The organism is Methylobacterium sp. GC_Met_2, from assembly GCF_026540795.1.
Classification (GTDB): domain Bacteria; phylum Pseudomonadota; class Alphaproteobacteria; order Rhizobiales; family Beijerinckiaceae; genus Methylobacterium.
The window spans coordinates 1-12321 of sequence record NZ_JALNUM010000154.1 but is presented as its reverse complement, the minus strand read 5'-3'; the positions used below and the strand labels follow the sequence as shown (position 1 = coordinate 12321).

Here is a 12321-nt window from a genome sequence, read left to right as displayed (position 1 = left end):
TGGACGTGCGACTGGCTCCGGGCGTGCCGCATGTCGTCGAGGTGCGTCGCTCGGCCGACGGACTGCGGATCTGTGCTAAGGCGGTCGATGCAGTCGGCGCTTGGACGGCGCTGCTGGCGGCGTGAGAGGTCTGTGGCTCTGCTTGGCCACGTCGGAACCCTGACCCATCGGCGGATCGTTGGTTGGGCCTGGGACCCGGACGCGCCGGACGTGTCTCTATGGGTGCTGATCGGCATCACGGGACGCACGCTGGGCCGCTGCCGGGCCATTCAGTTTCGTGAGGATCTGGCGGTGGAGGGGATCGGCACCGGCTGGCACGGCTTCACGCTGGACCTGCCTGCAACCCTGCTATCACCACGCCAGGGCTACGAGATTAGCGTCCGCCGCGACGGCGACGGCGCGCATCTGCCCGGCTCGCCCTACGTGCTGGAGCCGGCAATCCGGGTCGTGCGGGAGCCCTAGATGATTGCGTTCCTGCGCCGCCTGCTGCGTCTCGCCTCCGTCCCAGATCCGACTTGGAGCGACGAGGCGATCGCCGCTTTCCTCACCGCCCCAACCGCGCCCATGCAGGAGATCCGTCCGCCGCAGCCCTCGAACGATGATCCGCTAAGCAGCATCAGTGAGGGCTTGGAGCGCGAACTGCGGGTGGCGGGGTTGATCCGCTGAGCTGCTACGAGACGATCGCTGCCTTGCTGCAGGTTGAGTGCTAGGGGCCGTCACCCAGTGCAGAAGGCCTACTCCCGAACGGGCTTCGGCTCTGACTTGGCAGCCCGCATCAGGCTCTGGATCGAGCGTGGCGGCCGGCCCGCCTTCTGGGCGATCTCGGCCTCCTGCTGCTCGATGAGAACGCGGGCTGGCTGATCGCCGTCCAAGCCACCCAGGATCTCCATCGGCACGCGCCGGTTCGAAGCACGACTGCCGTCCTCGAACACGACGTCGAACACGACGGAGCCTCGATCCTGAGGGTACTGCTTCACGCGCTTGGCCATGCTGGGCTGATACGCTGGCAAGCTTGGCAGCGCCAGATTGATGCCCGCGGTTGACTACATGATCGCACGAGAGGAGGCTCAGTGCGGGGGCGGCTACGGAGTTAGCCAACATGAGCGATTTCAGTCACATCCTGAACTGGAAGCTTCTCCGGGGTTCGCACAAGTTTCCCGGCCCTGACGGTGGCACCTGCATCAACGAAGCGGCAGTCTTGGCGTGCGGCTTCCCCTATCAGCGTGTCGGTTCGGTCAAAGCAATGCCGACCTGCTTCTCGCGCCCAATCTGTGGGCTCGCGATGCAGCTAAATGACAATGCGACGGATGCGCAGCGTCAGCGCCTGATACCGTTTGTGACCCGCCTGGCTTGTGCGGACACGGACGAAGTCGAGCACGAGCGGGAGCGCTACATCAACGCGTACCTCAACAGCGACAATTTATTTTCACCCGCACCGTGTCAGTTCGACTTCCAGCACGGTCTGGCGACTCTAGAAGGCGCGCTCGCTATCGGGCGGCAAGCCGATCCGCTCGACCCGGAGGAGGCAGCTAGTCGGCTGGAGACTGTACGCGCTTCAGCTAAACCGGCGACGAAGCGCACTGGCTTTTTGCCTGCGAAGCTGAAGGGATGGCTGGGCCTGTCGAAGGCGCTCGAAAGCGCCGAATGATAGCCTGGTAGAAGGCGACGCCGACCACTTCGCCCCTCTTGGAAGCCTAACCGGTATGCGGCTCAATCTTCTCCAGCGAGTGCGTCAGCCTATAGAACGATGAAGCTCCGGAATTCATCGCGGTGTGTGAGCAATTGGGCCAAGCGCCCCTGATTAGCATCAATGCTGATCATTTCCCGGGTTCGATCCTCGGGCGACAGGATTAGCATACCCAGGTCATGCCACGATCGGCGCAGCGCACCCTGTACGCTCGCGATGTCGCGCTCGACCCGTTCTAGATCAGCCATCGCCACCCTCAACGTTGACTTAACGGTGCCGCCCGGCCGACATGGGCGGTCACGGCCGCGCCAGCCTCGGCGAGTCGAGAGCCGGCAATTCAGGAGACCATCGCCGCGAGATAGACCCTGAAAAGCCAACAGCCCCTTCCCGGCAAGGAAGAGGCTGCTGAAAATCCTGAGGCCTGGTGGGGCCGACGTCACTGTCCCCCACAAGCCATGAGACCCCCCGGGGTGTCAAGACGGAACCTGTTTCCGTCAACGGGAAAGGCTTGCCTGGACCCTAGCCGCGGCCCGTGAGGGACCGGGTTCGATGTTTCACGCCACCATGCGGTCGGCGATCGACGGCGCGCGGACTCTCGCGCAGCTCGACGACCTGTCGCGTACCATCTGGCAGGCCCACGCCGCCGAGACCGTCACCGACTCAGAGGCGCAGGGCTTGGCTGAGACCCTGCACACCCGCAGGAGTGCGATCCGCGAGGCCGTGGTGCCCGTCGGCATTCCGCTCGGCCGTGTGACGCTGTTCCCGCCGAAGCGCCTCCAGCGGGCTCCTGAGCGGTCCGTGGCCATTGAGCGCCGCCGGAGGCTGGCGTGCTCCGGCCCGATGCCACCAGCCCTCGCCAGCAGGTTCACGACCGGGCAGCTCGCGGTCCTACGCATCGTCGGGGATGAGATGGCCCGCAACGGCGCCTGCGGGCTGTGCATCGACGCCATCGCTGCGCGGGCGGGCGTGTGCCGGCGACTCGCTCAGGCCGCGATCCGTTTGGCCGAGGGCGACGGCCTGCTGACCATCCAGGAGCGGCGTCACCAGGGTCGGAAGTCCGACCCGAACGTGGTGCGCATCATCAGCCGGGAGTGGCTGCAGTGGCTCAGGCGAGGAGGGCGGTCCGCGGCCCCGGCACTGCTCGGCAGCATAGGGTGCAAAAGGACTCACCCCACGGATAGGGGAGATCCACAAAGACGAGTTGTAGATGGGGAATCGAAGAAAGGCTGCCGAGGGGCAGCGGGCGACCTCAACCAATCAGACCGTACGAGAATCCGTGCGGGTGGTGGAGGCGGGCGAGCTATGCGGTGACGGTCTGACGCTGGACGATATGACGAACGAGGAACCCGCGCCCGGCACGAAACGGTTCTGGCTGCGCGTCCCGTTAAGGGCGACATGGCCAGCATCGCAATCTTGATTGACACACCCAACAGTGCACGGCTCTTGCGGAGCGCTATCGCCGTTTCGGCTTCATCGCCGACCGCGGCTTCACCCCGCCAGTTTCGTGATCCGGCAAGCGTCTGACGGCCCTCTCGGGTCTGCATCGCATTATTGGGACGGTGGGCGCCGGATCTCGACTGGTGGCAGACCAACGATGTCGTAGGTGGCCGAGGCGATGCCGATCCCTGCCGCATCGAACGCTGTGAGGATGTCGCGGCTCATTGCGTCCTTGGCCCCGCGGATCTGGTGGGTGCCGAGAATGAAGCGGACCGTGAGCTCCAGCCAGTTGTCGGTGATCCGGTAGAACACGCGCGGTTCGAGATCGACTGGCTCGACCCCGAAGCGATCTTGAAGCCGCGTCTTGGCGTCGATGGTCATGGCGTTTGTATCGAGGGAGTGCCGGCTGGCCGCCTGCAGCAGGATCGCCTCCGCCCTGCTACGATCGGCCTGATAGGTGATCGGGATCGCTATCTCCTCCCAGATGAATGGAAAATCGCGGGTGTAGTTGAACACCGGCTCTGAGAAGATCTGCGCGTTGCTCACCGTCACAATCCGCCCGGTGAACTGTCGGCTTCGCACCCACATCGCCGGTGAGGCTCCCTGGACAGCAGGGGGCTGACCCATCTCCATGATCGTCGTTTGAATGAAGCCGAGGCGCAATACGTCGCCGCGCACGCCGCCCATCGAGATGCGGTCACCCACGGTGAACGTCGCCCCCCGGAGGATCACGAAGTAGCCGGCGAGCGAGGTCACTACCTGCTGCAACGCGAAGGCGAGGCCTGCCGAGAGTAGCCCAAAGGCGGTGGCGAGCCGTGAAGGGTCGTTGAACCAGATCGAAAGCAGGCCGAGGACCAACAGGACCGCCGCGAGCAGGCTGATGCCTTGGCGCGTCCAAAACTTGGTCTGCAGGCTGCCATAATCGGTGCGGTTCAGCACCAACCCAACCAGGGCGCGCAGGCCCATGCCCCCACCCACGATGATGGCGATGAACACGAGAGATAGGAGGAGCTTCTGACCGTTCTCGGCGTTCACGCCGACCCAGTCGATGCCGAGAAAATGCACAGGGGCGCTTTCGGTTCTATGTTGAGCTGCCTACGAGCCTCCAACGAAGCCCGACTAGCGCCCCATCGTTCCCCTCAGGAATTGAGCTGCGCGAGCAACTGGCCTTGGCCCAGGGCATGCTCGCCCTCGTGGAAGCGATGAGGACCGAGCGGAATGCATGGCGCGAGGAGGCAAAGCCGCTGCAATCCGGCATGACGCGCACGGCCTGACACCTGCAGGACAAGTCCCTCGAACTAATTGTCGGTCTATGCTCCTAATCCACCTTACTCACAGCTATTAACCAATTCGTAATATTCGTTAATAAAACGTTGGCGCAAAGCTCTGCTTTGTGGGGAAATACGTAGGCGGGTCAGCGGCCCGATACGTCCTCCGAGGTCATCATGGTTCGGGTCACGGCGCCCAGGATCCCGCTCTGCCTGGGTCTGCGCACGCTCGCCAGCCTCGCCGCGCCGCCTTTGATGCTGCTGGCCGGAACGGGCTCAGCCAGCGCTCACGTGAAGTGGTTCTGTGCCTACGATGTCGCCGGGCAGCCCCGCGGCCTCGAACAGGTCCTCTGCACAAACTTCGAGTGGCTCACCAGCCTCGCGATCGTGTGCTTGATGCTGGGCTGCCTCGCTGAGGGTACACCACTCGGCACAGCTCTCTTGAACGCGCTGGACCGCGTCACCTCCCGCATCCGCACCGACACCGAACTGCTGGTTCGCTGCACGCTCGGCTTCTTCCTCGTCTCGCTGTACGACCTTGGCGGCATCATCCTGACGCCGGAGCTGAAGACCGACGTAGCCTGGATCCCGTGGCTGCAGCTCGCTATGGCGGCCTGCCTGATCTCACGCCGTACCATGCCGTTGACCGGCCTGGGTATCGTCTTCCTGTTCTCCTTCGCCACCGCGCAGTATGGCTTGTTCCACCTCGCCGACTATCCGGTGTTCCTGGGCGTGGCGGTCTACCTGATCTGCCAGGGTCTCGACCTGAAGCCGTTCGACAGCCGCCCCCTCGACATCGTCCGCTGGACCGCTGCCATCACGCTGATGTGGGCGTCGGTCGAGAAGTGGGCCTACCCGCAGTGGACGGATCCCCTGCTCGCCGCCAAGCCGCAGATGACCATGGGCGCGACGCCTGAACTGTTCATGCAGGCCGCCGGTGTCATTGAGTTCACCTTGGCCTTCGCCTTGGTCTGGACGCCTCTGGTGCGGCGTGTCGCGGCCCTGATCCTGACTGGGATCTTCGTCTCGGCGGTGTTCGAGTTCGGCAAGGTGGACGCGATCGGGCACTCCGGGATCATCGTCGTGCTACTTGGCATTGCCGCCGACGATGTGCGGTCGGTGGTACGCGTGCGCGATGCGGCGTGGGCGCCGGCCTACTTCGGCGGTGCGCTCGCGATCTTCCTGGCCCTGTACTACGTCGGGCACGAAGTTCTATTCGACACGCGCCTGCAATTTTCCGAGCTTGCCAAATTGGCGATGATTTAAAGACAGCGCCGACAGATGACTCCGGCAGGAACGCCTACTGCACGTGGATAGTGAGCTTCATCTTCGGGTGGATGCCGCACTGGATGATGAAGTCGCCAGGCTCCTTGAGGGTCAAAGTGGCCTGTTTGCCGGGTTCTTGGTCGCCGGCGTCGAAAGCGAACCGGTCAGCCTCGATGAAGGCGTGATGGACGGCGTTATCATCCCCGTTGACGAGGGTGATGGTGTCACCCTTGTGCAGGAACAGGTCTGTAGGATCGTAGTGCCGGCCCTTCTGTAGAACGATGCGGATGGCGCTGGAGAGGCTGGCTTGGGCTGGCCCGAGCGCAACCATCCCCACCACGAGCGCGAAGGCACCGCAGCGGAGCAATGGAACGCGTAGATTGTAAATTGACACGGCTACAACCTGAGCAAGAGATGTATTGGCTGTAGTATCTACCTCTGTCAGTCTCTAAGGGGCTTAACATAAGTCTGTATAAGCGTCTAAATCTAAAGTCGCTTCGCGGGAGATTGGCGTGATGCAAAAAGTCTGTTTTGTTCAGACAACAAATCTGAAACCATAGGCGACCGCGATTACGCGCGTCAGGCGAAGGGCCCACCGAACAGGTCGCCGAGCGCCCTTCACCGGAACAGCGTGCGCCAGCGACACTTCTTGAGCGGTCGTTGCTCTCCACTCGATTTCGCCATCCCGCACATTCAGCTGATCCGATAGCGCGGGAGATACGCGTCTGCTGCGTCGGATCACCCTTCCGGGCAGAAGCAATTTATACCCAGAGATGTGCCGCTGTCGCCAACACAATCTTTAGTAGAAGTTGAAGCTGCAACCCTTTAACCACCGTGCGAAAAACATCATTTGAGTGTAGCCGCGTTAATCCTTCTAGATCATCTTGACGATGCTTTCGTGAAGGGCGTTCGATATGAAGCGCAATTTATTTGAGGCCCCCAACGCGCCCAATAATGACATTCGGCTGTCAGATATCCTCGCAGCTCTGAGCCACGCTCTAGATCTAACTGAAGGGCAACCGGCCGGACATTGCCTGCGTGCGACCTACATTGGCATGCATGTCGGCCGTGCCATGGGCCTACCGCAGCTCCAGTTGTGGGAACTGTACTATACGATCATGCTCAAGGATCTCGGCTGCTCCAGCAACGCCGCCCGGATCTGCGCGCTTTACCTCGCCGACGATCTGAAGGTGAAACACGACTTCAAGACCGTCAGCGATAGCCTCCCCCAAGTGCTGGGCTTCGTGTTCTCGCATACCGGCCTCAAGGTCGGGCTGGCTGAGCGGTTCAAGGCAATCCTGAACATCGCCCGCAACAGCGGTACCCTGGTCGAGGATCTGATCCAGACCCGGTGCCAGCGTGGCGCCGAGATTGCCGCCCAGATGCGGTTCCCCGCGGCGGTCTGCAACGCGATCCACGCCCTGGACGAGCACTGGAACGGCAAGGGCCATCCCGACCAGCTCGCTGGTCCGGCGATCCCGCTTTACGCGCGCATCGCATTGTTGGCGCAGGTGGCTGACGTGTTCCACACCGCGTCGGGGCCGGAAGCGGCGTTGGCCGAGGTCCGATCTCGCGCCGGTACCTGGTTCGATCCGCACGCCGTCACCTGCTTCGAGCGTACCGCGGCCGAGCGCGGCTTCTGGGAGGTTCTGCACTCACACGAGAGCGTAACCAATGCGGTCTCAGCACTGGAGCCGGCCCAGAGCTTCATCGTCGTTGATGAGGACTACCTCGACGACATCGCCCGGGCCTTCGCTCAGGTGATCGACGCCAAGAGCCCGTTCACCTCCGGCCACTCGGAGCGGGTGGCCGTGTACGCTGACATGGTGGCGGCCGAGCTTGGGCTCGATCCGGCCCGGCGGCGTTGGCTGCGGCGGGCAGCGCTGCTGCATGACATCGGCAAGCTCGGTGTCTCGAATACGATCCTCGACAAGCCCGGCAAGCTCGACGAGGTGGAGTGGCGAGATATGCGCGCGCACGCGCTCCTGTCCGAGACGATCCTAGCGCGGGTAGGGGCCTTCCACGAGATGGCCCGGATCGGCGGCAGCCACCACGAGCGGCTCGATGGCAAAGGCTACCCCCGTGGCTTGAGGGCAGCGGAGATCGCCTTGGAGACGCGCATCGTCTCGGTGGCCGACGTGTTCGACGCCCTCACTGCGGATAGGCCATACCGGCCCGCGATGCCGCTAGAGAAGGCCTTGGGGATCATGCGCGCCGATCTCGATGCAGCGTTCGATGCAACTTGCTTTGCAGCGCTGGAGCGGGCCCTTGTCTTGATCGAGGGCGATCTAGCGCGAGCGGCATAGGGTAGGGCCAGTTCCCCGAGGCTCGCCCGTGAAGCCTCGGCCGGGCAGTTGCGTGAGGGTCGGCGCGTGCGGGGGAACTGGACACCGTGGAGTTCCGGCCGATGGCCTATCAGAATGCACGATCACAGCAGCGCTAAGAATGAGAGGCAACTTGGCAGCGCCAGTCTCAGTGGAAGCGGTCGCTCTGATCGGACGAGGCCATCTTCCGAGCCAGTAGCCTGCCCGCGGTCATCAGGGCCTGCCGCAGCGCAGGTAGCATCTCCTTGGCGTGATCCTGCTCGATAAGCCCATGAGCCATGAGTAGATGGTCAGCGACGAGTTCCAACGCTGAGCCGGGTGTCGTCGCTGGGTGCACAGGCGGCGGCACGAAGCGCGCTAGGGTGCCGTAGGCGCTCAGTGGTTCTGAGCCGCTCGGAGTGATCTCCGTCGTGGAGCCGAGGTAGCCCAGGAAAGTTCGATCGGGGGGGCCGTAGGACGGCACGGCGCCGATCATCACCCAGGCGTAGCTTTCATCGGCCCGACGCAAGCGAGCGCGAAGGCTGTACTCGCTCTGCTGATCACGTGCTTTTGTCAGGAACGCGATGGCCGTTTCGCGATCGTCGGGATGGACACATGCGAACCAGCCGTGTTCGAGGGCATCGCTTGCAGGTTGACCAGTGAAGGCTGTCCATTCAGGGCTGGCGTAGCTCACGCCGCCATCTGCATTTGTGACAAAAACCATCAGGAGCGCTCCTTGGCTTCGGTGTCGAAGCGACGCTGAATTTCAAGCGCCGATCCTCGGATGCATCCTGTCAACTGAGAATGACATTAGTGCAATTCAACCAGTACGGGTGACAACGAGCGCTGAGCATTTGTATTCAGGAACAAATATCCGCGACAACTGTTTGAAAAATATCATGAATGAACATTTTAAGTCCGGTAGCGCGATTTTGGATTTGATCGCGGCCGCGCTTGATGTGCCCGTGGAGCGGTTTTTCGTCAGTGGATCGTCCGCAAAAACTGCTGCCGCCACGGATGAATGCCTGCGCCTGTGGGACAAAATCACGACGGACCAAGGGCGGCTGAAAGCCCTGGAAGCGCTGCGATTGATCGTGGAGCTAGAGCAGCGATAGCTGCCAACATAATCGCCATTGGCGACCGACGCCCGCACCGCTACACGCCCAAGCTTGAGGGTGGCGCTGGGGTCTGGATGACCGATGTTGTGGCCGCTCTGCTGCTGGCCCTGGCGACCGAAAACGCCGAGCTGCGCGAGCAACTCGCCTCAGCTCAGGACATGCTCGTCGAGACCGCCATCGACGCCGGCAACATGCACGCCCTGGTCGAGGCGATGCGGACCGAGCGCGATGCGTGGCAGGAAGAGGCTGAGCGGTTGCAGGCTAGGGTTCGCGCTAGAGTGTATGGCCGCTAGGTTACCCGCCCAAGGAGCCAAGAGGTGGTGCGAAAATGCACCTCAACGCCGCTGATCACCTAGATTGTGAGGGGGATGCAGCCGTGTGCAGTTGCATGCTGCAGTGCGAAGACTAATATGAGCGCTGCGGAACGGCGATGGCGTCGCCGTCCTGCAGCCCTTCTTGGGCGTTTCCTCCCTAGACTTCAGGCCGCTCCTTGAGGGCGGCTTTTTCTTGTCTGGGACGCCGCTCGTAGCGGGATCTAGGCCCGGGAACAAGCAGCATTGTGCGAGTTTCACCGAATGGTGGAATTTATTGCATGATAACCGCCATGCGGCCTGCTCGACACCCGCCCCGCCGCTCGCAATCTGGAGCGCATGCACGACCATCAAGGCCAGACCTACGTCGGGGCCAAGAGTTCGAGGTATCGCTCGGCATCGTTCCAATCGTCCCGGCCTGCCGACAGCCCGACATATCCGTCCGGGCGCACGATCAGCAGGTTCTCCGACTCGGTGGGTGCACGCGGATCAGGTTCGAGCAGCGTCGGGAACCGCGCCGTCAGCGCCGCTCCCTTCACTGCGTCCGCCGTGTACAGCACGAAGCGCGGCTCCCTATCCTCTCCCGAGTATGAACCGGCATAATGCTCCGGTGCCCATCGCCGACCCGCATGCGAACCGAATGACAGCGAGCTGTGGGGGTAGGCGATCTCGATCTCGCTCATCGTCGCGGCCATCTTGTCCCGCACGGCATGGAACCCGAGCAGAAACTGCAGTGCGACGTTGCGAGCCGACTGAGCAAGTGGGTTGGCCAACGTAGCCATGTCGGTCAGCCGGCCGGCATTGCGCAGCACCATGTCGCCGACGCCGGATCGCTCTGGGCTGTAGCTGTCGAGTAGGTTTACGGTGGCTTGGCCTCGCATGACCATGGCCAGCTTCCAGGCTAGATTGATGGCATCCTGCATGCCCGTGTTCATGCCCTGACCACCTGCGGGGCTGTGAACGTGTGCGGCATCGCCCGCAAGGAAAACGCGGCCACGCTTGTAATCGGAGACCTTGCGCTCGTTGATGCGGAAGTTGGAAAGCCAGACGGGGTCGGTCACCCGGAAGCCGCCACCAGCGCGCTGATCCACCAAGCTTTGAACCTCCGCGAGCGTCGGATCCGGCCTCGTGTGCGCGGGATCCGTCTTACCGACCGTGGCGATAACGCGCGCTCGCCCGCCAGGGATCGGAAAGATGACGAAGGGGCCGGCATGGTGCAGGTAGACGCTGATCTCGTCGCCTGCCGGAACGGCCGCGCCTTCGAGCCGAACGTCGGCGAGGACCCAATCGTCGCCCTGTGCCGAGCCGCGGAACTCTAGGCTGAGGCCATGCCGCACCGTGCTGTGGGCACCGTCGCAGCCGATCAGCCAGGGCGTCTTGATCTGCTCCTCGCGTCCGTCGGCATGCCTGAGCCGTGCCGTCACATGATCGGCTTCGTCCATAAAGCTCGTCAGTTCGACCTGACGCTCGACAGCGACGCCGAGGGTTTGGAGATGCTCGGCTAGCAGGCGCTCGGTGTCGCGCTGAGGGATCATGAGGGCGAAGTTGTAGACGCTCGCGATGTCATCGAAGCGGGTATGGCCCAGCACGGTTTGGCCCTTGCGGATGGCAGCGCCGTGGGCATGAAGCCCGGCCTCAAGGAAGGCGGGGGTGCATCCCATGCGATCCATGAGTTCGAGCGTGCGGCTCCAGACGACGAGTGCCTTCGAGGTCTGGGTCGAATGATCGCTTTGGTCGATGATGCGGACTACAACGCCGTAGCGCGCGAGTTCGGCCGCCATAGTCAGACCAACGGGGCCGGCGCCGACGATCAAGATCTCTGGCATGCGCGCCTCTGATTGGTAGTCGCCGCCCGAAGCTACCAACCAGATGTCCGAGCACAACTATTATTTAGGTTGCGCCTGCTCGCGAGTCCTTGGTGCCCTTCTCAGGGCTTATTGTCCCGCCGTTCCCGATCCGCTGCAACGGCTGCAACGGCGGCGATGACGTTCTCAAGTTCCGCGACTTGGCGCCGGGCGCTCCCAGCCGGCAGTCCATCGTGTTCGGCCATAGCCAGGATAAGCGTGCGCTGCTGCGCCTTCAGGCGTTCGAGGAGGGCATCGAGCTTGGTGGACATGGGTGGGCTGTAGCTGGGGGGAGCCAGAAACTGGCAACCGAAGGCTTGGCTCCAGCCCAGCGATGGCCCAACTCGGCATCGTGTAGTCGAATGATCTGAAAATCACATATGTTGTAAAGCTAAAGACGCAGACTCATTTCGGTTTCGTAAGATAGGCAAGACTGATCAAATTTTAGCAAATGATTAGTCAATGATCGCTTTATATATCTGTCTTAGGAGAGGCACACGATTGAACGGCCCCATAAAGCGCGGATGCCAAGGTTGTCAAGACACCGAGCCCCTGCCGTTCACTTTCACGATGGCGTTCCATCCCATCGTAGATGTCTGTCGGGGCGCTGTCTGGGGCTACGAGGCTTTGGTCAGAGGTACAGAGGGGCAGGGTGCCGGACAGATCCTCGGGATGGTCGACGAGGTCAACCGATACAAGTTTGATCAGGCCTGCCGCGTCAAAGCGATCAAACTCGCCGGATCCCTCTTCCCAGACGATGAGACCCGACTGTCCATCAACTTTATGCCCAACGCCGTCTACGAGCCGGCCGCGTGCATCCGTGCGACGCTCGATGCCGCGCGTCGCGTTGGGTTCGCGCACCAGCAGATCATGTTCGAGTTCACCGAAAACGAGCGCATGACGGACGTCGCCCACGTCCAGCGGATCATCGCCGAATACCGTAAGCAGGGCTTCACGACTGCTTTGGACGATTTCGGTGCAGGCTATGCAGGGCTCAACCTGCTGGCGAGCTTCCAGCCCGATTTCATCAAGCTCGACATGGAGATGATCCGAGGGATCGCGACCTCACCGGCACGGCAGACCATCG

Annotated in this window: 15 protein-coding genes; 9 read left to right on the top strand and 6 right to left on the bottom strand. The window is 62.6% G+C overall.

The genetic code is table 11. The annotated features are described in order from the left end of the window. Positions 1–132: 132 nt before the first annotated feature. Positions 133–462, top strand: coding sequence for a hypothetical protein (locus OXS49_RS30330; protein ID WP_267428332.1), 330 nt, complete (start codon positions 133–135; stop codon positions 460–462). After that, complete coding sequence (locus OXS49_RS30325; RefSeq protein WP_267428331.1) at positions 463–666, top strand: hypothetical protein; 204 nt, start codon at positions 463–465, stop codon at positions 664–666. 68 nt (positions 667–734) lie between these two features. On the opposite strand, the gene OXS49_RS30320 is transcribed toward OXS49_RS30325, so the two are convergent. Beyond that, positions 735–989 (bottom strand): hypothetical protein, encoded by a 255-nt coding sequence (locus OXS49_RS30320; RefSeq protein WP_267428330.1) that lies wholly within the window; start codon positions 987–989, stop codon positions 735–737. A gap of 110 nt (positions 990–1099) precedes the next feature. Here OXS49_RS30320 and OXS49_RS30315 point away from each other — a divergent pair, with 110 nt between their 5' ends. Continuing rightward, entirely contained in the window at positions 1100–1648 is a 549-nt protein-coding gene (locus tag OXS49_RS30315) for a hypothetical protein (protein ID WP_267428329.1), read from the top strand. A 588-nt stretch (positions 1649–2236) separates the two neighbouring features. Further along, on the top strand, positions 2237–2998 hold the full coding sequence (locus OXS49_RS30310; RefSeq protein WP_267428328.1) for a hypothetical protein: 762 nt from the start codon (positions 2237–2239) through the stop codon (positions 2996–2998). A gap of 237 nt (positions 2999–3235) precedes the next feature. On the opposite strand, the gene OXS49_RS30305 is transcribed toward OXS49_RS30310, so the two are convergent. Continuing rightward, the gene (locus tag OXS49_RS30305; RefSeq protein WP_267428327.1) at positions 3236–4189 is read right to left on the bottom strand and encodes a mechanosensitive ion channel domain-containing protein; all 954 of its coding nucleotides are present in this window, start codon (positions 4187–4189) and stop codon (positions 3236–3238) included. Between the two features lie 458 nt (positions 4190–4647). Here OXS49_RS30305 and OXS49_RS30300 point away from each other — a divergent pair, with 458 nt between their 5' ends. Further along, positions 4648–5658: a hypothetical protein gene (locus OXS49_RS30300; protein WP_267428333.1), complete on the top strand. Its 1011-nt coding sequence runs from the start codon at positions 4648–4650 to the stop codon at positions 5656–5658. A gap of 34 nt (positions 5659–5692) precedes the next feature. Here the strand turns inward: OXS49_RS30300 and OXS49_RS30295 are convergent, their stop codons facing one another. Beyond that, positions 5693–6052: a cupredoxin domain-containing protein gene (locus OXS49_RS30295; RefSeq protein WP_267428326.1), complete on the bottom strand. Its 360-nt coding sequence runs from the start codon at positions 6050–6052 to the stop codon at positions 5693–5695. Positions 6053–6572: 520 nt separating this feature from the next. Here OXS49_RS30295 and OXS49_RS30290 point away from each other — a divergent pair. Beyond that, the gene (locus tag OXS49_RS30290; protein WP_267428325.1) at positions 6573–7964 is read left to right on the top strand and encodes an HD-GYP domain-containing protein; all 1392 of its coding nucleotides are present in this window, start codon (positions 6573–6575) and stop codon (positions 7962–7964) included. 166 nt (positions 7965–8130) lie between these two features. On the opposite strand, the gene OXS49_RS30285 is transcribed toward OXS49_RS30290, so the two are convergent. Further along, on the bottom strand, positions 8131–8685 hold the full coding sequence (locus OXS49_RS30285) for a PAS domain-containing protein (RefSeq protein ID WP_267428324.1): 555 nt from the start codon (positions 8683–8685) through the stop codon (positions 8131–8133). Positions 8686–8860: 175 nt separating this feature from the next. On the opposite strand from OXS49_RS30285, the gene OXS49_RS30280 reads away from it, so the two are divergent. Together OXS49_RS30280 and OXS49_RS30275 are read left to right on the top strand one after the other, a co-directional pair. Then, positions 8861–9076: a hypothetical protein gene (locus OXS49_RS30280; protein ID WP_267428323.1), complete on the top strand. Its 216-nt coding sequence runs from the start codon at positions 8861–8863 to the stop codon at positions 9074–9076. Between the two features lie 77 nt (positions 9077–9153). After that, positions 9154–9372 carry a hypothetical protein gene (locus tag OXS49_RS30275; RefSeq protein WP_267428322.1) on the top strand — a complete coding sequence of 73 codons (219 nt, stop codon included), beginning with the start codon at positions 9154–9156 and terminating at the stop codon, positions 9370–9372. Between the two features lie 380 nt (positions 9373–9752). Here OXS49_RS30275 and OXS49_RS30270 read toward each other — a convergent pair whose 3' ends face one another. Both OXS49_RS30270 and OXS49_RS30265 read right to left on the bottom strand, forming a co-directional pair. Continuing rightward, complete coding sequence (locus tag OXS49_RS30270) at positions 9753–11216, bottom strand: FAD-dependent monooxygenase (RefSeq protein ID WP_267428321.1); 1464 nt, start codon at positions 11214–11216, stop codon at positions 9753–9755. A 101-nt stretch (positions 11217–11317) separates the two neighbouring features. Continuing rightward, entirely contained in the window at positions 11318–11506 is a 189-nt protein-coding gene (locus tag OXS49_RS30265; RefSeq protein WP_267428320.1) for a hypothetical protein, read from the bottom strand. 298 nt (positions 11507–11804) lie between these two features. Here OXS49_RS30265 and OXS49_RS30260 point away from each other — a divergent pair. After that, positions 11805–12321: EAL domain-containing protein (locus OXS49_RS30260; protein WP_267428319.1), on the top strand; the 517-nt coding region annotated here is incomplete at its 3' end.